The 21,882-nt window shown below is 41.9% G+C and carries 24 protein-coding genes and 1 tRNA gene; 15 read left to right on the top strand and 10 right to left on the bottom strand.

The window, feature by feature from the left end; genetic code table 11:
* Positions 1-1,347: 1,347 nt before the first annotated feature.
* Complete coding sequence (gene lepB, locus V7K69_RS11910; RefSeq protein ID WP_335034485.1) at positions 1,348-1,920, top strand: signal peptidase I; 573 nt, start codon at positions 1,348-1,350, stop codon at positions 1,918-1,920.
* 126 nt (positions 1,921-2,046) lie between these two features.
* Here the strand turns inward: lepB and V7K69_RS11905 are convergent, their stop codons facing one another.
* A complete protein-coding gene (locus V7K69_RS11905) occupies positions 2,047-2,580 on the bottom strand; it encodes a ComEA family DNA-binding protein (protein WP_335034483.1) in 534 nt (177 codons plus the stop codon).
* A 14-nt stretch (positions 2,581-2,594) separates the two neighbouring features.
* On the bottom strand, positions 2,595-2,969 hold the full coding sequence (locus V7K69_RS11900) for an NINE protein (protein ID WP_185585057.1): 375 nt from the start codon (positions 2,967-2,969) through the stop codon (positions 2,595-2,597).
* 183 nt (positions 2,970-3,152) lie between these two features.
* Between V7K69_RS11900 and V7K69_RS11895 the strand changes: the two genes are divergently transcribed.
* Both V7K69_RS11895 and V7K69_RS11890 read left to right on the top strand, forming a co-directional pair.
* Complete coding sequence (locus V7K69_RS11895) at positions 3,153-4,076, top strand: J domain-containing protein (protein ID WP_335034478.1); 924 nt, start codon at positions 3,153-3,155, stop codon at positions 4,074-4,076.
* A 126-nt stretch (positions 4,077-4,202) separates the two neighbouring features.
* A complete protein-coding gene (locus V7K69_RS11890; RefSeq protein WP_012410226.1) occupies positions 4,203-4,526 on the top strand; it encodes a DUF1825 family protein in 324 nt (107 codons plus the stop codon).
* Between the two features lie 67 nt (positions 4,527-4,593).
* On the opposite strand, the gene V7K69_RS11885 is transcribed toward V7K69_RS11890, so the two are convergent.
* A complete protein-coding gene (locus tag V7K69_RS11885; protein ID WP_335034476.1) occupies positions 4,594-6,516 on the bottom strand; it encodes a transglycosylase domain-containing protein in 1,923 nt (640 codons plus the stop codon).
* Positions 6,517-6,689: 173 nt separating this feature from the next.
* Here V7K69_RS11885 and tyrS point away from each other — a divergent pair, with 173 nt between their 5' ends.
* The 5 genes from tyrS to gmk all read left to right on the top strand — a co-directional run bounded on the left by tyrS (position 6,690) and on the right by gmk (position 10,666).
* A complete protein-coding gene (tyrS, locus tag V7K69_RS11880) occupies positions 6,690-7,874 on the top strand; it encodes a tyrosine--tRNA ligase (protein WP_335034598.1) in 1,185 nt (394 codons plus the stop codon).
* Between the two features lie 21 nt (positions 7,875-7,895).
* On the top strand, positions 7,896-8,627 hold the full coding sequence (gene pyrF / locus V7K69_RS11875; protein WP_335034474.1) for an orotidine-5'-phosphate decarboxylase: 732 nt from the start codon (positions 7,896-7,898) through the stop codon (positions 8,625-8,627).
* Entirely contained in the window at positions 8,624-9,334 is a 711-nt protein-coding gene (locus tag V7K69_RS11870) for a hypothetical protein (protein ID WP_335034472.1), read from the top strand. Before pyrF ends, V7K69_RS11870 begins: the two co-directional genes overlap by 4 nt.
* A 303-nt stretch (positions 9,335-9,637) precedes the next feature.
* Positions 9,638-9,904, top strand: coding sequence for an extracellular matrix/biofilm regulator RemA (remA, locus tag V7K69_RS11865; RefSeq protein ID WP_012410221.1), 267 nt, complete (start codon positions 9,638-9,640; stop codon positions 9,902-9,904).
* 165 nt (positions 9,905-10,069) lie between these two features.
* Entirely contained in the window at positions 10,070-10,666 is a 597-nt protein-coding gene (gene gmk, locus V7K69_RS11860; RefSeq protein ID WP_335034596.1) for a guanylate kinase, read from the top strand.
* 93 nt (positions 10,667-10,759) lie between these two features.
* On the opposite strand, the gene V7K69_RS11855 is transcribed toward gmk, so the two are convergent.
* The 3 genes from V7K69_RS11855 to V7K69_RS11845 all read right to left on the bottom strand — a co-directional run bounded on the left by V7K69_RS11855 (position 10,760) and on the right by V7K69_RS11845 (position 12,237).
* Complete coding sequence (locus V7K69_RS11855; RefSeq protein ID WP_190933741.1) at positions 10,760-11,281, bottom strand: photosystem I reaction center protein subunit XI; 522 nt, start codon at positions 11,279-11,281, stop codon at positions 10,760-10,762.
* A gap of 272 nt (positions 11,282-11,553) precedes the next feature.
* The gene (gene psaJ / locus V7K69_RS11850) at positions 11,554-11,703 is read right to left on the bottom strand and encodes a photosystem I reaction center subunit IX (RefSeq protein ID WP_335034468.1); all 150 of its coding nucleotides are present in this window, start codon (positions 11,701-11,703) and stop codon (positions 11,554-11,556) included.
* 39 nt (positions 11,704-11,742) lie between these two features.
* Entirely contained in the window at positions 11,743-12,237 is a 495-nt protein-coding gene (locus tag V7K69_RS11845) for a Photosystem I reaction center subunit III (RefSeq protein ID WP_335034466.1), read from the bottom strand.
* A 300-nt stretch (positions 12,238-12,537) separates the two neighbouring features.
* Here V7K69_RS11845 and tsaD point away from each other — a divergent pair, with 300 nt between their 5' ends.
* Positions 12,538-13,587, top strand: a complete 1,050-nt coding sequence (gene tsaD, locus V7K69_RS11840) for a tRNA (adenosine(37)-N6)-threonylcarbamoyltransferase complex transferase subunit TsaD (protein WP_335034464.1) — start codon at positions 12,538-12,540, stop codon at positions 13,585-13,587.
* A 69-nt stretch (positions 13,588-13,656) separates the two neighbouring features.
* Here tsaD and V7K69_RS11835 read toward each other — a convergent pair whose 3' ends face one another.
* Both V7K69_RS11835 and V7K69_RS11830 read right to left on the bottom strand, forming a co-directional pair.
* Positions 13,657-14,568, bottom strand: a complete 912-nt coding sequence (locus V7K69_RS11835; protein WP_335034462.1) for an alpha/beta fold hydrolase — start codon at positions 14,566-14,568, stop codon at positions 13,657-13,659.
* 201 nt (positions 14,569-14,769) lie between these two features.
* On the bottom strand, positions 14,770-15,489 hold the full coding sequence (locus tag V7K69_RS11830; protein WP_012410214.1) for a hypothetical protein: 720 nt from the start codon (positions 15,487-15,489) through the stop codon (positions 14,770-14,772).
* Positions 15,490-15,996: 507 nt separating this feature from the next.
* Here V7K69_RS11830 and V7K69_RS11825 point away from each other — a divergent pair.
* The 6 genes from V7K69_RS11825 (at position 15,997) to V7K69_RS11800 (ending at position 20,913) form a co-directional block, all read left to right on the top strand.
* Complete coding sequence (locus V7K69_RS11825; protein WP_114081160.1) at positions 15,997-16,545, top strand: GNAT family N-acetyltransferase; 549 nt, start codon at positions 15,997-15,999, stop codon at positions 16,543-16,545.
* Between the two features lie 276 nt (positions 16,546-16,821).
* Positions 16,822-16,895: transfer RNA gene (locus V7K69_RS11820), tRNA-Pro, on the top strand.
* 583 nt (positions 16,896-17,478) lie between these two features.
* Positions 17,479-18,288, top strand: coding sequence for a Tic22 family protein (locus tag V7K69_RS11815; protein WP_335034459.1), 810 nt, complete (start codon positions 17,479-17,481; stop codon positions 18,286-18,288).
* A 25-nt stretch (positions 18,289-18,313) separates the two neighbouring features.
* Positions 18,314-19,204 (top strand): peptide chain release factor N(5)-glutamine methyltransferase, encoded by an 891-nt coding sequence (gene prmC / locus V7K69_RS11810; protein WP_335034457.1) that lies wholly within the window; start codon positions 18,314-18,316, stop codon positions 19,202-19,204.
* Positions 19,205-19,276: 72 nt separating this feature from the next.
* A complete protein-coding gene (locus V7K69_RS11805; protein ID WP_335034455.1) occupies positions 19,277-19,870 on the top strand; it encodes an L-threonylcarbamoyladenylate synthase in 594 nt (197 codons plus the stop codon).
* 104 nt (positions 19,871-19,974) lie between these two features.
* Positions 19,975-20,913, top strand: a complete 939-nt coding sequence (locus V7K69_RS11800; protein ID WP_335034453.1) for a sensor histidine kinase — start codon at positions 19,975-19,977, stop codon at positions 20,911-20,913.
* Here the strand turns inward: V7K69_RS11800 and V7K69_RS11795 are convergent.
* A complete protein-coding gene (locus V7K69_RS11795; protein ID WP_335034451.1) occupies positions 20,876-21,346 on the bottom strand; it encodes a GNAT family N-acetyltransferase in 471 nt (156 codons plus the stop codon). The two genes, V7K69_RS11800 and V7K69_RS11795, sit on opposite strands and share 38 nt — an antisense overlap.
* Positions 21,347-21,443: 97 nt before the next feature.
* Complete coding sequence (locus tag V7K69_RS11790; RefSeq protein ID WP_114081241.1) at positions 21,444-21,857, bottom strand: hypothetical protein; 414 nt, start codon at positions 21,855-21,857, stop codon at positions 21,444-21,446.
* Positions 21,858-21,882: the final 25 nt, after the last annotated feature.

Here is a 21,882-nt window from a genome sequence, read left to right as displayed (position 1 = left end):
TTTAGATGTCTTAAATACCAGTTAGTTACTAGTAATTCTGAAAATTGGAATTGGGGCTAACGGAGATTCACAAGAGACTATATGGCTTTAACTGAACCTACATACTTGAGATTTAAATGAGAATGAATGCTTACACAATACTTGGTACTGTTTAATGTCAATCCATTCATAAAAGGCAAGGTCTGCATTTCCACATTCTTACCTCTAGCTCTAAGAAGGAGTACAATTAGATAATTAGCCACACCCCAAAACCCTCCTAATAGGAGTTGTGAATTAGTTTCTGCCTTTCACTTCACAGCAAAGGCAGCATTATCATTTCAAGTTTTATAGCTTTACAAATAAAATGAGCTAGACTGTTGCATATACAATTTGCAGTTTTCGCTGACTGAAGTTGTTATCTTCAGACATTCGGACAATAAAGTTGTAAATTATACAACTTAGTGAATTATGTGATTAACATACAAAACTACTTACAAGGGGCGGAGTATCTTTCAAAAATGAGTCTAGCAAACTGTTAGTTCTATTGTTGATCAGATATATTCTACTGCCTGCTGCTATTGCTTCTTTTTTAAGAAAAAGTTAAATTTTCAACTGACAGAATATTACGTTGTACTTTCTAGGAAATAGACCAGACGAAAATTGATTGAATATAGTTTCTCATTGCCAAGGGGCACTTATTCGTTAATCTAGATACTTTGAACCAATTTAGTAAAAATAATTTTATCGGCAGTTTAATTCTATTTTTAATGCTGATACTTTATACTAAATTGCTAATGACTTTTGTCGGTTAATGTTTTTCTCGATAATGATGGAGATTTATATCTTATTAATAGTACACTTTAATATGTGCTGTCACCGTGTAATTACGGAAAAATTTGCATATATATAAACTAAGTTGTTAAAATCATCATAATATTAGGAATTCGCTTCGATTTATGAGATTTCTGAATTTACCTACATAGGTAGGCAATAGTCAATAGGAAAGAAGGCTTGGTCAGTTGTACTGAGTTTTTTCAAAAATCAAATATGAGTTCTACATAACATTTATACTATTGAATTTTACATTTAAATATAAAATTTTTTACTTTTATCACTTGTTAGAGCTGTAATTTTGTGTTTAAAATTACATTGTCATAGTAGTTGATTTTATGTAATATGACTTAATAATACATATCAAATATATTTGATTTTCACTCAACTACCAAGACTGACCTTGGACTTTTTTGAGTGCAGTATTGTTTAATATATGTATGGGTTTATGCAAAACCTAGATTGTTTATAAGTATACCTTTTGAGTCAAAATAATCAAGGTATTTGTCCCACTTCTGAAACTGGCTACAAATTTTTATGATTCCTCACGAAAGTGATGCAAAAGAAGAACGTGCGTCGTCAAAAGTATTGCGTAGTTGGCAAGAAAATCTGATTTTAATTGCGATCGCATTATGTTTAGCATTTCTGATCAGAACTTTTATCGCCGAACCCCGCTATATCCCTTCGGATTCGATGCTGCCAACCTTACATACTGGCGATCGCTTGGTAGTTGAAAAAATATCCTACCATTTTCACCCTCCTATAACTGGGGATATTATTGTTTTTCAGCCACCCGCAGAACTACAACGTCGGGGATATCCTAAAGACCAAGCTTTCATCAAGCGGGTTATTGGCCAGCCTGGTGAAGTAATTAGTGTTAATTCTGGCAAAGTCTATCTCAACGGTCAACCCTTGACAGAAGACTACATTGCTGAACCACCAAATCAGCCATACCAAGCAGTGAAAGTCCCAGAAGACGAATTTTTTGTCATGGGAGATAACCGCAATGATAGTAATGACTCTCGCTATTGGGGCTTTTTACCCAGAGAAAATGTTATTGGTAGGGCAACATTTCGTTTTTGGCCTCTTGATCGCATTGGGTTCATTTAATCAATTTTGGATTTTGGATTTTGAATTTTAGATTTTTTTTCAATCCAAGTTGCGCTGTAAGCGCACCAAAGGTTCGACTCAAAATCTAAAATTAGCAGAGTTAGAAGTTATTTGAAAACTTCTAACTTAAAACCTTAAATAATACATCAGTTGGGCGATCGCATCACCAGGTAACTCCAGCCGTCGTTGGAAATCAGCTAGATTACGGTAAGGCCCGGTGGATTGCCGATTTTGAACCACTGCTTGCGCTAAAGATAAATCTATAAATGGAATTTGTGCTAACTTTTCGATTGTTGCTGTATTCGGATTAACTAAATGCGTAGCACTTTCTAAAGATTCGTGATCATAGTAAATAAAATTCAGCAGAGGCTTTAATGGCTCCAGACGCGGCGCTGGTATAGCCAAAGCCGCAGCGATGTCTTCAATACAGTAAAATTTAACACCAGAATGCGAAAGTTCTACAAGCGATCGCGCTTGGTGAATTGACAAACCTGGTAGGCGTAACCAATCATCTACAGTGGCTTGATTAGCATCAATACGAATACCTAATTTGGCCGCTATCTGAATTTCTTCCCCAGATTGGAGGCGATAGTAGGGATCGTTGAGGAGCTTGGCGCGGAGTTTTTGCAGCTTTGGGTTCAAAGGTAGCCAGTTATTCATGATTGTCGCTTACCTCAAGAAATCTGGTCTAGCAATTGGCGGCGCTTTTGCTCAAACTCATACTCTGAAATCAGTCCATCCTGACGCAAAGCATCTAATTCTCGCATTGCGTCAGCCATCGCTCCTACCTGATTACTTACCTTTTGTGAGTTCCTTGTCGCTGACTTGCCTAGATTAAAATTACGATCAAATGCTTCTTCGTCTTGAGCTAAATACCAAACTCCCTCAATAGCACTAGCTACCTTGGGGATAGGTGTCCAGGAAAGTAATACATACAAAACACCCCAAAAAGGCTGTCCTAGATAGAATTTATGTAATCCTGAAATTGTCAGCGTGCCAGAAAAAGCTAAAACAGCAGCAACGCTTCTACTTTTGCGCTTAGTCAACATATTTCTAATAAATCTACCAATACCACAGTTCCTACAATCAGACAGTCAACTACCCTAGACTGCACTCCAGACTTTCGAAAGTTCCCACACAATTTAGTATTTGAAGAAATTTGAGTAAGTTTCACATGACTGTGCATTGAGCTTTGATGCTAATTTTAAGTTTTTAACAGCTTTATTACTACTATGTCACAGACCTTACTACCACCGGGATGGGTTGAAAAGCTTTGTGATCCTTACGCTGTGCTAGGAATTTCTGTAATTGCTGACGATCGCCAGATTTTCAAACGCTATCACACTTTAGCGAAGCTGCTACATCCCGATCGCCATGCCAAAAACTGCAATCCAGACCAAAAATTAGCAACGGCAATATTTAGCCATTTAATCAACCCAGCTTATCAACAACTGAAACATCGACAGAAGCGCTTGATTGCGATCGCTATGCTGCGATCGGATGCAAGAGTTTCGCAGCAGAAACCTTTGTCTTCTAAAAATGCCATAGCTCAGGAAATGATGGAAATGCCTACAGCCGAGGCAGAATTGTTTTACGAAGAAGCGATCGCCTGTTATGCAGAAGCTCAATACAAATCACTAGATCAGTTTTATCAGGTGACGCAACAAATTACTATACTGAATTTAGTATACTTACGGTTCCATAAACCAGACCTCTTCCTACCGCAAAAGACTGTTCCCATAATTTCTGAAGTAAAAGTCAACCCAGTTGAATTGACATTAACTGATGTCAAACCAGTTTTGACAAACTACGCTCAACGTCACTACCAGCGAGCTATTGAATACGTCAGGCTAGGAAAATGGCCTCTAGCCGTGCAAGAACTGCGCGATGCCATCAAGTTAGAGCCGAATAACAGCGACTATTATGCCTTATTAGGTTTAGTACATCTCAAACAAAAATTTATCGGAATGGCCAGGGTTTACATCTGTCAAGCATTAAAACTTAACCCGCAAAATTCATTAGCCTTAAAATACGCTTCTGAACTGAAAATTCAACTAGGTGAAAATACCAATCCTAAATCAATGGCTAAAGCTATGAGTATTGCGGCTTTATTAAGTCGGTTTACACAGGGAAAAGGTTCTCAAGTCAAGTGTTGAAATTTCGGCAGCAAACCGTACTAAAACCGAAGCTTTGTCACTAGATTACTCACCTAGACTAAAATAATAAATAGAAGTAAAACTATTAAGCTACTGAGTCTGGGCGCTCAGTTTAATATAAGCAATATGGGATTCTTCGATTCTGAGATAGTTCAGCAGGAAGCAAAACAACTTTTTGAAGATTATCAAGCGCTAATCAAGCTTGGTAACAACTACGGCAAATTTGATCGGGATGGCAAAAAGCTGTTTATTGAGCAAATGGAAGCCATGATGGATCGGTATCGCATCTTTATGAAGCGCTTCGAGTTATCAGAAGATTTCATGGCACAAATGACCGTAGAACAACTGAAAACGCAATTAGGTCAATTCGGTGTAACCCCGCAACAAATGTTTGACCAAATGCACCTGACTTTAGAACGGATGAAAGCCGAGCTAGAAAAACAAGCTTAGTTAATTTTAGATTTTGGATTAATTGCCAATCCAAAATTCAAAATCCAAAATCTAAAATCCAAAGTTATTATGACTTGGGGCGAGAAAACTGGGAAGGTGGCTTGAAGTTTTCTACTGGTGTATTCTTAAGCGCTTTCTCCATAAAATCTTTCCAGATGGGAGCGACCATAACACCACCTGTTGCATGGTCAGCTAGTTGTCTGTTGTCGTCTCTGCCTACCCAAACCGCAGTTGTTAACTGTGGCACAGTACCAACAAACCAAATATCTTTTTCTGATGATGTTGTTCCTGTCTTGCCGGCGGCTGGACGACCGATAGCAGCACCTTTACCAGTACCTTCAGAAATTACCGATCGCATCACATCAAGAATTGCTGCCGATGCCCAAGGATCGAGAACTAGCTGAGGCTTGGGAGTGTTGTCTAGCAATACGTTCCCACTACTATCAGTGACACGGGCAATTACAGTTGGTGGTGACTGCCAACCATAATTAGCAAAAGTTGCATAAGCACTAGCCATTTCCAGAGGTGTAACGCCAATTGCACCAAGAGGCAAGGAAGTAACAGGTTCCATCGGACTCATAATACCCAAGGTACGACAAGTTTCGATCACTCTATTCATCCCCACAGCCTTACCAATCTTAATGACGGGAATGTTACGTGACTGTGCTAAAGCTGTGCGAATCGGCATCGATCCTCTAAAACTCCCATCATAATTTCTGGGAAAGTACCAACCGTTACCATCTCGATAGCTGACTGGGGAATCATCAACCGTTGAGTCTGGCGTATATTTACCAGTAGCAAAAGCAGTATAGTATACAAAGGGTTTAAAGGAAGATCCGGGCTGGCGTTGAGATTGAGTTGCACGATTGAATTCACTGGTCTTTGGATCTATACCGCCCACTAGTGCTTTGATAAAATGTGTGCGCGGATCAATTGACACCAGAGCCATTTGGTTCTTAGATAATCCCTGATCTAAAAGTGTTTTATGCCACTTAGTGACAGTTTCCTCTGCCATGATTTGGAATTTGGCATCAACTGTAGTTTGCACTCGCATCCCACCCTTGAGTAGTGTCTCACGCCCAAACTTCTTAGCCAATTCCTGCGCTACGGTGTTGGTTACATAAGGTAGGGCACTACCTTGAAAAGATTTGATTCTACCAAGTTTTATTTCCTGCTTGAGAGCATCGTCATACTCTGACTGGTTGATCCAGTTTAATTCCAGCATCCTCCCCAGCACTTCTTTTTGTTTCTGTTTTGCCAGCTTCATGCTCACAAAGGGGCTGAATTCTTCTGGTGCTTGGATCAAACCCGCCATCATTGCTGACTCACCCAAGCTTAAATATTCTGATGACTTATTAAAGTAACTACGGGCTGCCGTTTGTACACCATAATTGTTATGACCCCAATAAACTTGATTGAGGTACATTTCTAAAATTTGGTCTTTGGTGAGAATTTGCTCTAACCTGATTGCCAGCACTGCCTCCGCCAACTTGCGGGTAAAGGCACGCTTTTGAGACAAAAACAGGTTTTTGACCAATTGCATAGTAACAGTAGAGCCACCCTCTTTGACTCCACCTGCTACAGCGTTAACTACTATAGCCCGGCCAACACCAGTGGGGTTAATCCCGTGGTGGTCGTAGAAGTGACTATCTTCACTTGCTAATACCGCTCGTTTTAAGTTCGGAGAAATTCTATCCAGGGGTACGACTTCCCGGTTGGCTTCTCCATGAATACTCGTTAAAAGTTTACCCTTAACGTCATAGATGTAAGTTGTCTCTGAGGGAAAGAAGTTACGTAGCTGTCTGACATCTGGCAAATTACGGAAACTAATGGCTAAACCAACCAGTCCTCCGGCTACAATGGAACTTGCCAACATGGTAATTGAGAGCAGAGTACCCCCAGTTACCTGACCAACTCCTTTCAAAAACTCAAAACCTGATGAAGCCCGACGTTGTGGCTGTTTATCTTCAAAAGTCCTAGAAGACGACACGGCGATTTCACTTCCTCACTTATAAATTTAACTGTAATTGATTGGATGAAGCAAGGCGGTTAATTTTTTGCAATTATAGTAGTTTGGCAGATGAGAAAGTGGATAAATTGCAAGTGTTTATAACCAACTTAACTTCTAGTGGGCAAAACATAGCTAACAGTGGATTTTCTAGTATGACGCAAGATTTTGCTTGGCTGCGTCGTGGTGTTGTAGAAGTTTTTCCACAACCAGTTGATGTTAACAGTGAAAGTCTAGAAAAGCTTTTGGCAACTACAAATAAACCTTTGAGGATCAAGTTGGGGATTGACCCGACTGGTACTGATATTCATTTAGGTCATAGCATACCAGTACGAAAACTGCGAGCGTTTCAAGATGCAGGCCATATAGCAGTTCTAATTATTGGCGATTTTACAGCACGCATTGGCGATCCGACTGGTAAATCTGAGGTGCGCCGCCAGCTTACAGAAGCAGATGTTGCCCAAAATGCCCAGACTTATCTTGACCAAGTACGTCCTATCTTGGATTTTGACACACCAGGAAGGTTAGAGGTGCGCTATAACTCCGAATGGCTCTCTAAGCTCAACTTAGAGAAAATTTTGGAGTTACTTTCCACGATGACGGTAGGGCAGATGTTAGCGAAAGAAGGATTTGCCGATCGCTATAAGAAAGAGAATCCGATTTTTATCCATGAGTTCCTATACCCGTTAATGCAAGGTTTTGATTCCGTTGCCGTGGAAGCAGATGTGGAATTAGGAGGGACTGATCAGAAATTTAACATCGCTGTGGGCAGAGATTTGCAGCGCCATTTTGGTCAAAAGCCCCAGTTTGGGATGCTGCTGCCAATTTTGATTGGCACAGATGGAGTGCAAAAAATGTCCAAGTCTTTAGGTAATTATATTGGGTTGTCAGAACATCCGGGGCAAAAATATCAGAAGTTGCAAGGGGTTCCAGATAATCTGCTGGAAGAGTATTTTGAACTGTTGACGAATTTACCTTTGGATAATCTGCCAGAAAATCCCCGCGATCGCCAAACACTTTTAGCTTATGAAGTTGTCAAGCAGTACCACGGCGAAACAGCCGCTAAAGAAGCCAAAGAAGCAGCGCAAAGCGGTGGAAAGGAAGGTGCAGTTCCCGAATTTTCTCTAGCTGAGGTATCGTATCCCGCTAAGTTAGCGTATATTCTCAATGTCACTGGCTTATGCAAAAGTACAGGGGAAGGTAAGCGGAAAATTCAAGAAGGTGGAGTGCGTATAGATGGCGATCGCATTACCGATGTTGATACTACTTTTGCTGATTCTGCCCAGTTACAAGGTAAGGTTTTACAAGTTGGGAAAAATAAGTTTGTGCGTTTAGTTTAAATGGGGAATGGGGAATAGGGAATGGGGAATGGGGAACAGGTAGAACAACGAGTTATAGTGCCTTTGGATGTGCCGGATGAACAAAGTGCGATCGCTCTTATAGATCGACTTCCCCAAGTCGGTTTTTGGAAAGTCGGCTTAGAGTTGTTTACCAGCACTGGCCCAAAAATTCTGCAAGTACTGAAGTCTAAAGAAAAACGCATTTTCTTAGATTTAAAGTTTGATGATATCCCTAACACTGTGGCTGGTGCTTGTCGTAGTGCGGCTCGTTACGGGGTAGATTTGTTGACAATTCATGCTACTTGTGGTCGAGAAGCCCTGAAAGCTGCAACAGAAGCGGCACAAGAAGGGGCAGCCCAAGCGGGTGTAAAACCGCCTAAGTTAATTGCTATTACCTTGTTAACGAGCATTTCTGCTAGACAGTTGGCATTTGATTTAAAGATTCCCCTAGAGTTACCAGAATACGCCCTAGAAATGGCATTACTGGCTCAAGAGGCGGGATTGGATGGGGCAGTTTGTTCGCCCCAAGAGGTGGCACAGTTGCGAGAAACTTGTGGAGATGACTTTTTGCTAGTTTGTCCCGGTGTTAGGCCAACTTGGGCTGATAAAGGCGATCAAAAGCGATCGCTCACTCCAGCACAAGCAATGAAAGCTGGTGCAGATTATTTAGTAATTGGCCGTCCCATTACTACTGCTACTGAGCCAGAGTTAGCCTGGAAGAGGATTTCTGAGGAGTTAACCACGGTGGCATGAAGCTAAGAGTCAGTGAGAAACTGGGAGACAAGGTGCAGGGTGTAGGGGAGAAAAATCTTGCCTCTTCACTCAAGAAGAAAAATTATAGTTGGCTTGTAGCTTGTGGCTTTTGGATTTTAGTATCAAATAGCTTTACTTACCCAGCGTTATCGAAAAACCTCACCCCTAACTCCTCGGCGCTAGCAGAAAGAGAAAATATCAACGACGGGGCGAAGTCTTTATGTTCTAAGCAAAATTTAGAAACATTAACTATAGAGCTACTCCAAGATTTACCTAGTTATACTAATCGCGCCAGCCAACGCGCCCGTCGCCTCAGCAGAAGTAGTGATATTTATAGTTATATGTTACTGGCAGGAAGACCTGAGTTTAGTCCTCTGCCCCTTAACCTTGAAGAATATAGTGGAGATGCGTCTAAAAGCTCTGCATCAGGAGTTGAGCAAGTTTTCTTTACTACCTTGGAGCGGCAGTACATAGGAAAGAAAGCGATCGAATTGCAGGAATTCCACTGGCTGTTGTTGACTAAAACTACAACTGGTTGGCATTTAGTGATGATGTTTTCTCAAACTGGTTCCAATTCAGCACAGCAGCCATTATCCTCGCCACGCGATAGTAGTAATGGCACTGTTGCTCAAGCGGTGAATACTTGGTTACGCGATTGCCAAGCTGGAAGTGTCCGACGGATGCGTGCTGTGAATGGTGGACAATAATCGCGCCCAGAACTGAAGTTATGAGCTGATAGCCAAAGTCCACTCAAGTGGACTGAATCGATGTGAGGCTGCACTAAACCCTTATAAATGTACATCATCCAACTAGCTTGTATCAGTGTAATTGCGCCTATGCCTTTAGGAAGATTTTCAGCAATTTTAGCCAATAAACAGCGAAAAAAAGCAGGCATTATTTAAAAACAAAGGCTGGCTTGAATTTCTGCGTTGTAACTCCCGTTTTTTGGCGATAACATAGAAATAGGTTTATTTCGAGCTTCTCAAACCGCCTTTGGCGTAAGTTTTTTTATGGAGATTCAATTAATCAACATCGGGTTTGGTAACATTGTGTCTGCTAACCGAGTAGTTGCAATTGTCAGTCCAGAGTCTGCCCCGATTAAGCGGATTATTACCGATGCGCGGGACAGAGGTCAACTGATTGATGCAACTTACGGTCGTCGGACTAGGGCTGTAATTATCACCGATTCCAGCCACGTAATTCTGTCAGCAATTCAGCCGGAAACGGTAGCGAATCGCTTTGTAATTTCTCGCGATCATCAAACTGTAGATAATTAATCCTAGATTATTCCTACTCCTCTTTGTACCGTATCAGCAGTACGATGTGAATTAGATAAGTTTTATGTCACCCTTGCTACAAATTCCTTAGTCACTAGTGGACTTGGCCGGGAACACAAGACTAATGAATAATATCTATTGATTGATTCACAGGTTGAGGGGATAATGCCAGTTTTACCCATACAGAGTAGTGCTACCACAGAAGAATGCTTAGATTTAGGCAGATTGATTGTTTTGACTGGCCCTAGTGGGGTTGGTAAAGGCACTTTAATGCGATCGCTCCTACAACGTCATCCAGAACTTTATTTTTCCGTATCCGCAACAACTCGTTCTGCCCGTCCAGGAGAAATCGATGGCAAAAATTATTACTTTGTCAGCCTTAGTAAATTCGAACAATTAGTGGCAGAAGGTGAGTTTTTAGAATGGGCAGAATTTGCTGGTAACTATTACGGCACTCCCCGTGAAGCTGTGCTTAACCAAATTCAATCTGGCAAGTTGGTAGTGCTGGAAATTGAGTTAGAAGGCGCAAGACAAATTCGTGCTTCCTTCCCCAGTGCCCTCAGCATTTTTATCTTACCGCCTTCTTTTGAGGAATTAGAGAAACGGATACGCTCTCGCGCCCAAGACTCTGAAGAAGCGATCGCCCGTCGTTTACTCCGCGCCCAAGAAGAAATTCAAGCCGCAGATGAATTTGATCTTCAAATCGTTAATGACGATTTTGAAACTGCTTTAAATGACATTGAAACGGTTTTATTTAAATAAGTCTGGAGAGACGCGATTAATCGCGTCTGTACGGGAGTTAGAAGTTATGAATTTTAACTCCCAACTCCTAACTCCTAACTCTTCATTTCTAAATTAACCAAATAAACCTTGAATTAGCCCTAGATTGCTAGTCAAAAAGTAAGCAACTACTGCACCACCAATGCCACCAATCAAGAAAGAACTGGCAAAATTGTTCCAGCTTTCTTTAGAGTTAAAAGCATCTACCGGGGGATTGGGTACGGTAACGCTAGGAAGTGCTTTAGGTGGATTGCTATTAGCATACAAGGATAGACAAGCGGTGAGTAAAACCACCAAGCCGATGGCTCCCAGTAACCCAGCTAAATTAGCGTTAGCTGTATCCCGCAGTGGGCCCAATTTGGCGAAGGGGCCAAATAGCAAGTAACCATGAGCCATGCCAACTTCTAAACCGCGTCTAGCAGGAGACAGACCTGGGCGATAGGCAGGTAAGTTATTAATGAACCACTTGCTTAAGGGAGAAGCATTAACCGGGGTTTCTAGGTTTCCCAGTTGCGGATCGCGAAATGCAGGAAAAACAACTTCCCGATTTCTGGGATCGCTGGGGAGATTCTTTGATGCGTCTACAGCTTGTGCCATATTTTATGTTCGCCTCTAAATTTAAAATGGTGGCATTTTTATATTAATAATAATTGTAGCTAAAGATGTCTTTTGGCTAAGAAGTTTAGAAAAATTAATTTAGCTACTTTTAAAACTATGAAACTCGCGATCTGTAAACAGGATCACGAGTTTCAAAAAACTCTTTGTGTTGCCTATTTTGGTGATAATTCTACTTAACTAAGCTGAATTATCAACTACATAATTTTAGGAAAAACACAAGAAATTCAACTGTGCTAAATTCCATTTTCCACTTATGGCAGTGGGTGGAAAAGTAAGTCGGGGAAAAAGCGGTTGAATTCAATCAAGATACCTGCTGTGATTGTCAGCCAGATGGTAGCTGCCACAGGTGCTGTGGAAATAAACTTAATCAAATATGATGATTGATCCTCTTTGTCTGCCATGAATTTATTCTCCAAAACGAATGAATTAGTTAAGCTGATTTAGCGTGGGGAAATAGGAATTTCTGAATCATTGGCCGCTAATTTTCCAGAGAGTAATTCTTGGACTGCTGCTGCTGGCCAAGTAAAGCCTGATAGCATGATAGGTAGTGCCAAACCAAGATCGATTTGGATTTCTTTTAGTTCAGTGTCAGATTCCTTTTTGATTGCTTGCAGATAGGCACGACCTACCCAGCCAATCCAACCAGCAATATATAGAAACAGAATGCTAGGGATTAAGAAGTCACCAGCCCGATCTAGGCGACCATCAACAATTAAGTGGGGGTAGCCTTCAGGACCGCACAGCGCCTGAGAATAACGCTCAAACCGCTTTTTCCCGGATTGGGGATCGGCGGTGGTATTACGGGCATTAGCTGCTAGCTCTTGAAAAGCGGGATTGTCCTTGCACGGTGTCAAATTAGCCCCTAAAGCTTGTGCTGGGGAGGCAAAATTGAACCAAAGACAAATCGCTAACATCAAAGCAAACAATCGTCGCATAGAGTTGTTTCCTTTTATTACAAAACAAGAAGTTCTTTGTACAAAACGAAGCGGCTTGTACAGCTGTTTATTTGCATAACTAGGAAGTCATCATACTCTTGGGTGGGAACCGAGTAAAGTTTAAGTAAATAAAAGTTAAAGCTTCTCAACCAAAATGAGTGCTGAGTTCTGAGTAACGAGTGCTGAGTATAAGAATTGTTGTTGTAGGGTAGTAAAGAAGCAAGATTTTCTCTCCACTATTCAGGACTCAGCACGGGCTAAACCTTAGCTATCCGCTTAACAGCACTCAGAACTCAAGAAATGACAACCGTTTTAGCAATAGAAACCAGTTGTGATGAAACTGCCGTCGCAATTGTTAACAATCGTAAAGTTTGTAGCAGTATTGTCGCCTCGCAAATTCCAGTCCATCAGCAGTATGGCGGGGTAGTGCCGGAAGTCGCATCTCGCCAGCACTTGGAAACGATAAATGTTGCGATCGCACAAGCCCTAGAGCAAGCCCAGCTAGACTGGGGACAAATTGACGCAATTGCCGCCACTTGTGCCCCTGGACTCGTAGGAGCGCTCTTGGTGGGGTTAACTGCTGCCAAAACCTTAGCAATGGTACACAACAAGCCATTTTTGGGAGTTCATCACCTCGAAGGTCACATTTATGCAACTTACTTGAGCGAATCAAGTTTAAATCCCCCTTTCTTGAGTTTATTAGTTTCTGGCGGACATACAAGCTTGATTTTTGTAAAAGATTGTGGTAAATACGAAACACTGGGTCAAACCCGTGATGATGCTGCGGGTGAAGCCTTTGATAAGGTGGCGCGATTATTAAAGCTAGGTTATCCGGGTGGGCCAGTAATTGACAAGTTGGCACAACAAGGAAATCCCCAAGCCTTTGCTCTCCCAGAGGGAAAAGTTTCTTTACCTGGTGGAGGGTTTCATCGTTATGATGCGAGTTTTAGTGGGTTAAAAACGGCTGTATTGCGTTTAGTGCAGCAACTAGAAAAAGATGGTGGACAAGTGCCAGTGGCAGATGTAGCAGCTAGCTTTCAGGAAACCGTAGCGCGATCGCTAACCAAAAGAGCGATCGCCTGTGCCCTAGACTATGGTTTAGACACAATTGCCATTGGTGGCGGTGTAGCAGCTAATAGTGGGTTGAGAAAAAACCTCCAAGCTGCCGCCATTAAACATAATCTCCGCGTCCTATTCCCGCCTCTGAAATTCTGTACCGATAACGCCGCTATGATCGGCTGTGCCGCCGCCGATCATCTATCTCATGGTCATACGTCGCCTCTTACATTAGGCGTTGAGTCTAGATTAGCGCTGACCCAAGTGATGAAGTTATATCAACCTCTTGAGTAGTCATTTGTCATTTGTCCTTTGTAACCACCAATAACCAATGACCAATGACCAATGACCAATGACCAATGACTAATGACTAATAACTATCGACCGAATGCGATCGGCCACTTCATCTGGCTGTTCCAACATAGCCAGGTGTCCGCAGTTAGGAATTTCTAGAACATTGTCACCACAGTATTGGAACAGTCTGTGAAAGCTAGCTAAATGGCGTACATACTTGGGTTCCATAACCTTATCCTCAGCACCAGCCAAAAAATAAACTGGCTGCTTCAGTTGAGATACTAGCTCAGGTAAACGATTGATTTCTTCCTCCGTTGTGGAATCTAACAGAGTTCCTAACGCTGCTTCTGGGTCAGCCACAACGAAATCAATTAGCCTCTGACGTGCCCAATGGCGGTCTAAAGGACGCACTACACTGGCTCTTGTAAACAGCAAATCAATCAAAGGCACTTGGGAGAGCCAACGCGGGCGGACTTGCAAAAATTTCTGACCCGCCGAGCGAAACTGCTCAAAAGCTTCTTTCAGGTAAATACCACCGCCAGCATTAATACAGATAACTCCCTTGATACACTCAGGTATTTGATCTGCTCCCCAAAGAGCGATCGTACCTCCCAAGGAGTGACCAATTAGCCAAGCACTATTAATATTCAGCTGTTTTAGGAGAATGGCTAAATCCTGAGCATAAGCAACAGGAGTATAAAGAGAATCGATTGGTGAACCAAGCGCACTATTCGAGATGGGCATCAGACTTAGAGACGTTTGTGCCCGACTAAAATCGGTTTGTACCTGGGACTGGGATTCACCAAAACCCCGCAAATCATAGGAAAGGCACTGCAAATCATCTGATAGGCGGGAAATCACAGGTTGCCAATATCCACGGCTATTGAGCCAACCGTGGATAAATACTAAAGCGTGGGGGCAGGTAGTGGGAGCCGTTAGCTCGTATGCGTGTGGAACGCCCAAGATTTCGATAGTTGCCATGTTTATATCGTACCCCGAAGGGCGGGTGCGACTAAATAGGGAATAGAAAGAGAGACGTGATTAATCGCGTCTTTACAGGAGTTAAGAGTTAGAAATTGTTAATTTTTAATTACAAATTACGTTAGCGTAGCGGGGCGTTCGCGTTTAGTGTCTCGCAGAGAAGCCCATTACGAATTATTTAACTCATAACTCTCACTTTTTTCATTTCCCCAGCAACCTCTGTCGCACTCCTTCGGCAATTTTGTGACCGAGATATTCAGGAATAAGGCTTTCATTTGGCCCCAATAAGTAGAGAATTAGCCGTGTACGTCCACGCCAAACCAATAAATTGGCATTGACTACCAGCAGGTCTTCCTGCCAGATGGCGTACATCACTTTGTAGAATAATCCTGGTTGATTATCGGCTTCAATCACCAAGGCAGGGAGATGAAAGACCGGATCGACATAGAACTCAGTTTGTACCTGCTCTAAGCCAGTATCAAGATTAAATTCTACAGCCAGCATCTCTTCTACCTCAAACCGACCTCCTAAAGCCTCGCGGATGGCACGACAAACATTTTCTGCGGTTTTCTCGGTCAAGGCTTTACTACCACGAGATACCAACAATTTGATAAAAACTAACATTGGCGGACGGATCTGACCGTATAGGCTCAGACCGTGAATAGTCAACCCATAAGCTGCTAGTACACCAAAAATATCGCTGAGGAGAAAAGACTGGTTACGGTAAGCAAAATGCAAAGCACTTTTACTACCTTCCGGTTTCAGTTCAATCACAGCGCGTCTAGTTTTATACAGACGGTAGGCTAGACGCAAATTTTGCAGTTGAATCTCACTGCTGACGAATTGCTCATAAAACTGGGGAAACGCTCGGTTAAAGCGCTTTAGAAGTTCCAGTGTTGAAGATTTTAAACCAGAAGCCATTGTTAAGGGTAAGACTCGCTTGCTTTCATCACCTGGGGACTAGGGGCTGGATGTTGGGGACTAGGGAAGGATTTTCCCAAATACTCAATCTCTTGTATACAATTCACTCCTAAGCTAACCTGCATTTAAGCTCTATACGAGCAATTATCAGGATTTGGTTTTCCATATTAAATTTTTCTTTCTAAGCAGATACTTCTGACCATCATAACTTCGGTGTCCAATTCCTTTAGCCAAAAAGAAGATGAGTTAATAGGGAGTGATTTTGAATTTGGAATTAGTTTATATCCTTACTTTTGGGGAATTTCTCCTAGCCTTTACAACAAAATGCTAAAGTTGAAAATGATTGGTGTGAAACACGCTCTAAATAGCTGTTGCCATTGCAAATCCCGAAAACAACCGAAAAATTTTGAGTGTAAGGGGTAGTAAATGGAGGTAGCTATGTTAAACGTGAATCAACACTCCTGAGAGTGGAAACCAATTTAGTTATACTACCCGAACCACGTTGGCATGGGTTTTTGGAAAACTTGGTTTAGTACTCCTGAATCTGTAGCGACAACTAGGACAAACCCTTTTGAAGAACGTGTCGATGCTGCGGGCAACTCCAACCCCAGCAGCATTAGCGAAGCTTCTTCAAAGGAAACTCGCATCGTCTTCAGTACGGAGCGAGATATTGACCTATATGAGCTAGAAGAACTCTGTGATGCAGTTGGTTGGTCGCGTCGTCCTCTAAGAAAAGTGAAAAAAGCTATTGAGCATAGTTTTCTTGTCGCCTCAATGTGGCAGGTGAGAGGAAATCAAAAGCGGCTCATTGGTTTTGCCCGCGCTACCTCAGATCACGCGTTTAATGCCACTATTTGGGATGTCGTGGTTCACCCAGACTTTCAAAGTCAAGGACTGGGTAAAGCACTGATGAAATACGTTCTCAAAAAACTCAGAAGTGAAGAAATTAGTAATGTCACTCTTTTTGCAGATCCCCATGTGGTAGATTTCTACCGGACTATGGGGTTTATGGCTGATCCAGAAGGCATTAAAGGCATGTTCTGGTATCCTCACTAACGCTCAATCAAAATAAAACCCGATTTGCATAAGAAAATCTATTATTTTGATGTAGTTTTGAAAGGTTCAGCCGACAAGGGCGCAAGTATATATCTTGCAGAACTAAGTCGGCAAAAAACCTTTATCGGTGTAAAAATCTAATTTATCTTGTTTTTGGTAAAGGAAAAAAGATTAGGCATAAGCCGTATGATGTGATATAGTGACCTTAATGCTTTTGGTAAAGCGCGATCGCTTTAATGGGATAAAACCAAACTCCCAAAAGTAGATAAGTATAACCGGGATGTAGCGCAGCTTGGTAGCGCGCCTGCTTTGGGAGCAGGATGCCGCAGGTTCAAATCCTGTCATCCCGATTTAAGTAATATTGTTTAAAAGTTTACTTGCTACACAATGCAATTAAATTGGACATTTTTACGGATAATAGCAATTTGCCTGTTATAGTGTTGGGTTAAATGTTGAAGCCTAACAAGCAAATTTCATCCTGAAGCAGTAAGATATTGCTGATACTAGACTTTATATCGATTTGAGAAGATATTAAAGCAAGTGCGATGGAACGATTGATTAAGTAATAGCGTCACCCGATCTTAGAAAAAGCCTATAGAATGGCATTTATCATATCTAAGGTCGAGATACTAAGAAACTTTTCACCGTTTGAGAAGACATATAGTAGGCATCTACAGCATTTCGTGGTGAATAGCAAAGCGATATCGAGAAGAACACAACTTTAGTACTGTCGATTTGTGAAAACGATACTATAGCAACCCTGAATAGTTGGGGAATATTGGATTTTGACCGTTGATGCTTAACATTAAACCTCAACGCGCACAATGAATTTTTCCCAACTGAAATAGATTGCTATATAACTAAAGCTAGTTGGTGCTGTGCAAATCCAACCATTTGTTTAATTTAATTAGATTATTGATGCGAGGAGCAGTCATGAAATCATTTATTCGCTTAGGCGCAACATTGGGTATAGCTGGCAGTGTATTTTTAGCGGGACTTTCAGGAATAGGCAATCTACCGGGAATAGGCAATCTAGAGGCTGTAGCATTGCCACAAGATCAGATAGTGAAAAAGCTCCAAGAAGTACCTGTATTCACCCTTACTAATCCTAAAGGCGAATTCGTAGTTCTTTCGAGGAAAAACAACGAGTCCAAGCCGATCTCACAAGTAGGATTTTTTATTAGCAAGCAAGATGCTCAAAAATTCCTTGATAATCGGCTCAAAAAAGAAAATCCCCAATTGGCAAGCACCTTACAGGTAAGACCTTTATCCTTGGCAGACTACTATAAAATAGTTCAAGAAAGCAAAAAGAAATCAGACTCTGTAATTTATACTTTAGTCCCGTCGCAAGCACAAGTAGCTTCGGCAACAAGTATGCTGAATGCAAATGGTAAAAAAGGGGAGCAATTCAATGGGATTCCCTTATTTGTACCCAAATTTAAGAAAGATAATAGCTATTTGACCATTCCGCTTGCCAAAGGCAACGAGCGATTCATCCCCTTCTTTTTTGAAAAAGAGCAAGCAGTGGCTCTGTTAGACCAATTCAAAAAAGCCGTGCCGAAGGAAGCAGAGAACACTGAAATTCAGGTAGTGGATTTGTACGGTGTTATGGAGGCTCTCAATAGCAGCACCGACCCTAGTATCAATAAAATTGTTCTGTATCCATCGCGGGAGTCCATCAGTTTTATTCGCTCACTTACACCGAATCAATCGCCATCTGCTGCGCCCGCTCCGAAAAAATAACAGTTATGTACTCCAAGGTTGAGGCATGGGGGAGAAGCATCTGACAGTTTCTGGTTTAAAACTTTGGCAGTGGCGAAATGCAGCCCTTGAAGCAGCGATCGCCACTGATGTCCCAACAATGGAGGTAGATTGGCTACTCTTAGAAGTTGCGGGGTTAGACCGCTTGGCACTGCGTTTGGAGTCTTTTAAAAACTGGCCGCAAATTCAGCTGCAATTACCTCTAGAAAAGTTAGACCAGCTATGGCAGAGGCGATTAAACGATCGCTTACCGGTGCAGTATATTGCCGGAGTGACACCTTGGCGTAACTTTCAAATCGCGGTGTCAAGTGCCGTTTTGATTCCCAGACCAGAGACAGAGAGCTTAATTGATTTAGCTTTAGCAGCAGCTAGCGGTGTCTCAGGACATTGGGCAGATTTAGGTACTGGGAGTGGAGCGATCGCCATCGGATTAGCAGATGTCTTGCCAACAGCAACAATTCATGCAGTTGATTACAGTTTAGAAGCTCTAGCGATCGCTCGAACCAACGCTGCTAATTTGGGTTTTGCTGAACGGATTAAATTTTATCAAGGTTCTTGGTGGGAGCCACTAGCATTTCTCAAAGGTCAGTTTAGTGGTATGGTGTCGAATCCTCCTTACATACCCACCAGTACCTTACCTACATTGCAACCAGAAGTAGTTAACCATGAACCACATCTAGCTTTGGATGGTGGCGGTGATGGCTTAGATTGCATTCGCCATTTGATAGAAATTTCTCCCAGTTATTTACAATCTGGCGGTGTCTGGTTAATTGAGATGATGGCAGGACAGGCGGATGTAGTGCGAGAACTTTTGCAAAATCAAGGTAGCTATTGTAAGATTCAAATTCACGCTGATTTAGCTGGAATTGAACGCTTTGCCCTTGCCTACAAAAGTTAGGAAATAGGGTATGGAGCATGGGGCATAGCGCATAGGGAAAATGCTCCATACTCTATACCTATACCCATAAAAATGACACAAGTTTCTTTAACAAATCTAATAGCTGGCGCACAAGCTGGTCTTTTGGTAAGCTTTCCTACTGATACTGTTCCTGCACTTGCGGCGATACCAGAAAAAGCTGGGTTAATTTTTACGGCGAAGCAACGCAGTCAAGACAAACCTTTAATTTTGATGGCTGCTAGTGCTGAAGATTTGTGGCTCTATGTTAAAGGTAGTGAAAACGAGTATAAAGTTTGGCAAGAACTAGTTGAGAAACATTGGCCAGGAGGGCTGACATTAGTTTTGCCAGCAAGTGAACGATTGCCAAAAGTTATGAACCCTGTTGATCCAACGACAATTGGTATTCGAGTCCCGAACAGTGCGATCGCTCAAACTATTTTGGCGCAAACAGGCCCCCTTGCTACCACTAGCGCTAATTTTTCCGGTCAGCCACCTTTGCAAACGATGGCAGAAATTGAGACTCAGTTTCCCCAGGTTTTGACTCTAGAATGTCAAGGTGAAACAGCAGCAATGGGTATACCTTCCACCGTTGCTAAATGGACAGGCATAAATTGGCAGATTTTACGACAAGGTGCAATAAAGTTAGATATTTCGAGTGATAAATAGATACAGGTAGTTATAATGTTGTTTTCGTGATTTCCACAACAGAGAAATCTGGAACTTTAGTTTGCGCTGTTGTGGTCAATTAACAAGTTAATAATTGCCAAATTATGAATTGGAGCAACTGGATATATCTAGGAGCAGGACTTGCACTAGGTATGATTTTCTATCGGTTATTTATGCTATGGTTACGTCCGCCGCAGGCATCAGCAAATGTTTCATCTAGCTCATCTCTAATAGCGCCATTAGATCAAGAAGAGATGCCACCGATATCACAACAGCTACAGCAAACGCAGCTGGCATACTTTATGGCAAGGGAAATGAGCCAGTTTAAGGCTGGTTTTTTGGCACGAACTACCCATGAATTGCGATCGCCTCTCAATGGTTTAATTGGCTTGCATCAATTAATTTTGTCAGATTTATGTGAAGATCCGGCTGAAGAACGAGAATTTATTGGCCAAGCTCACGAACGAACGCTGAAGCTACTCAAGTTGATAGATGAAATTCTCACCGTTGCGAGAACGGAACACGGTACTAATAAATTAGATATTCAGCCCCGACCGTTAGCGCAAATTTTGGAAGAGGTTCATAAATTAACTTATATGCTGGCGGCTAATCGCAATTTTCCCTTGCAATTGTTACCCGCAGACCCAGAAATTTATGTTTTGGCAGATTACCTCTGGCTCCGTCAAATATTAATCAGTTTAATAGACACTACCATTACTCAAATGGAAGAAGGCAGTATTTGTATTTCTAGCAATATCTTACCTACAAATAATTTTGTAACTATTTGGCTGGATGTTCCAACTCATGCTGTACCCTTGAGCGAGCCGATTGATTTGCTCAAATCTGATGAGCAGCAGATCCAAATTGATCAAAAGGCTGCTCTTTCTCCAGGGATGAGGCTATTAATCAATCAGACTTTAGTGCAAGTTATGGGAGGAAAGTTAGAAATCCTGCCTTCCTCCATTGCCAAGGAACCACATCAGGAGATTACCAGACTACAAATCTCTATCCCCCTAGTGATTTCTGAAGTTGAACTTCTGTAGCAGCAACAAAAACACGGTTAGCTAGGTTGTGTAGCACCATTGTAGTGGTGTTGTTGGTTTGAAAACCCATCTTTTCGTAGAAGCCCTGCTGGTGAGTAGTCATCAGATAAACGCGCTCAACCCACCTCATACGGGGATGATTCAAAACGGTTTCTACTAACTTACTTCCCAACCCACTACTTTGATACTCTGGATGAATGACAACATCCCAAATCGTGGCGCGATATATGCCATCAGATGTTGCTCTAGCAAAGCCAATGAGTTGATCGCTATCCGAGACAGAAATCACTGGTTCACTATTGGCAATGGCTATACCTAAATCTTCAATACTGCGTCCCTTTGCCCAGAAAGCTGAAACGTTTAACAGTTCTTGGAGTTGGTAAAGGTCAATTTCAGATTTGCGATCGCTAAATTGAATCTGAGACTCGTTCATTTATGGCATCCACTTTTGGCAATATCTTTGTATATTTAAGTCATATTTTGCTAAAAATTGCTGTACGTGTATATGTATATGCAACGAGAAAGAAAAATTAATGACAAACCCACTTCCACAGAGGATGACTTGGCCCCTGTTGACGTATCCGATAAACTTGTTTTTCTAAACGTTGTTTTTCCGGTTTTGGGAGTCCAAATAAGATATTCCGACTTTGCCAAACTAAAACAGCAGCAGTCATCCCAATACAAAAGGCTAAACCGAAGGTAGACAGTGGATGGTAGAAGAGTCCATATCGCACCGCTACCCAGGTAAAATATTGTTGCCACAGAGAAATTTCTGAACGTAGACCCCACAAGCTAACAGGCGCAATGGTGAGCCACAAACAGCCGACAAACAGCCATCTACCGTATAATGTCAGCTTATGTAACCTTTGCACTTGTTGAATAAAGGATGCGTCAGAGTTCTCAAATTCTGGATTAGGGATTAATGGTTCTTCAGGTTGATCCATAGAAGAATAAAATTCCAAAGCATAG

It is taken from the genome of Nostoc sp. (assembly GCF_036917775.1).
In the GTDB taxonomy this organism is placed as follows: domain Bacteria; phylum Cyanobacteriota; class Cyanobacteriia; order Cyanobacteriales; family Nostocaceae; genus Nostoc.
This window is presented reverse-complemented; position numbering and strand designations above follow the sequence as displayed.

Coding starts and splice junctions, on each gene's coding strand:
- lepB (WP_335034485.1), top strand. CDS start 1,348: ATGATTCCTCACGAAAGTGATGCAAAAGAAGAACGTGCGTCGTCAAAA.
- V7K69_RS11905 (WP_335034483.1), bottom strand. CDS start 2,580: ATGAATAACTGGCTACCTTTGAACCCAAAGCTGCAAAAACTCCGCGCC.
- V7K69_RS11900 (WP_185585057.1), bottom strand. CDS start 2,969: ATGTTGACTAAGCGCAAAAGTAGAAGCGTTGCTGCTGTTTTAGCTTTT.
- V7K69_RS11895 (WP_335034478.1), top strand. CDS start 3,153: ATGTCACAGACCTTACTACCACCGGGATGGGTTGAAAAGCTTTGTGAT.
- V7K69_RS11890 (WP_012410226.1), top strand. CDS start 4,203: ATGGGATTCTTCGATTCTGAGATAGTTCAGCAGGAAGCAAAACAACTT.
- tyrS (WP_335034598.1), top strand. CDS start 6,690: ATGACGCAAGATTTTGCTTGGCTGCGTCGTGGTGTTGTAGAAGTTTTT.
- pyrF (WP_335034474.1), top strand. CDS start 7,896: ATGGGGAATGGGGAACAGGTAGAACAACGAGTTATAGTGCCTTTGGAT.
- V7K69_RS11870 (WP_335034472.1), top strand. CDS start 8,624: ATGAAGCTAAGAGTCAGTGAGAAACTGGGAGACAAGGTGCAGGGTGTA.
- remA (WP_012410221.1), top strand. CDS start 9,638: ATGGAGATTCAATTAATCAACATCGGGTTTGGTAACATTGTGTCTGCT.
- gmk (WP_335034596.1), top strand. CDS start 10,070: ATGCCAGTTTTACCCATACAGAGTAGTGCTACCACAGAAGAATGCTTA.
- V7K69_RS11855 (WP_190933741.1), bottom strand. CDS start 11,281: ATGGCACAAGCTGTAGACGCATCAAAGAATCTCCCCAGCGATCCCAGA.
- psaJ (WP_335034468.1), bottom strand. CDS start 11,703: ATGGCAGACAAAGAGGATCAATCATCATATTTGATTAAGTTTATTTCC.
- V7K69_RS11845 (WP_335034466.1), bottom strand. CDS start 12,237: ATGCGACGATTGTTTGCTTTGATGTTAGCGATTTGTCTTTGGTTCAAT.
- tsaD (WP_335034464.1), top strand. CDS start 12,538: ATGACAACCGTTTTAGCAATAGAAACCAGTTGTGATGAAACTGCCGTC.
- V7K69_RS11835 (WP_335034462.1), bottom strand. CDS start 14,568: ATGGCAACTATCGAAATCTTGGGCGTTCCACACGCATACGAGCTAACG.
- V7K69_RS11830 (WP_012410214.1), bottom strand. CDS start 15,489: ATGGCTTCTGGTTTAAAATCTTCAACACTGGAACTTCTAAAGCGCTTT.
- V7K69_RS11825 (WP_114081160.1), top strand. CDS start 15,997: ATGGGTTTTTGGAAAACTTGGTTTAGTACTCCTGAATCTGTAGCGACA.
- V7K69_RS11815 (WP_335034459.1), top strand. CDS start 17,479: ATGAAATCATTTATTCGCTTAGGCGCAACATTGGGTATAGCTGGCAGT.
- prmC (WP_335034457.1), top strand. CDS start 18,314: ATGGGGGAGAAGCATCTGACAGTTTCTGGTTTAAAACTTTGGCAGTGG.
- V7K69_RS11805 (WP_335034455.1), top strand. CDS start 19,277: ATGACACAAGTTTCTTTAACAAATCTAATAGCTGGCGCACAAGCTGGT.
- V7K69_RS11800 (WP_335034453.1), top strand. CDS start 19,975: ATGAATTGGAGCAACTGGATATATCTAGGAGCAGGACTTGCACTAGGT.
- V7K69_RS11795 (WP_335034451.1), bottom strand. CDS start 21,346: ATGAACGAGTCTCAGATTCAATTTAGCGATCGCAAATCTGAAATTGAC.
- V7K69_RS11790 (WP_114081241.1), bottom strand. CDS start 21,857: ATGGATCAACCTGAAGAACCATTAATCCCTAATCCAGAATTTGAGAAC.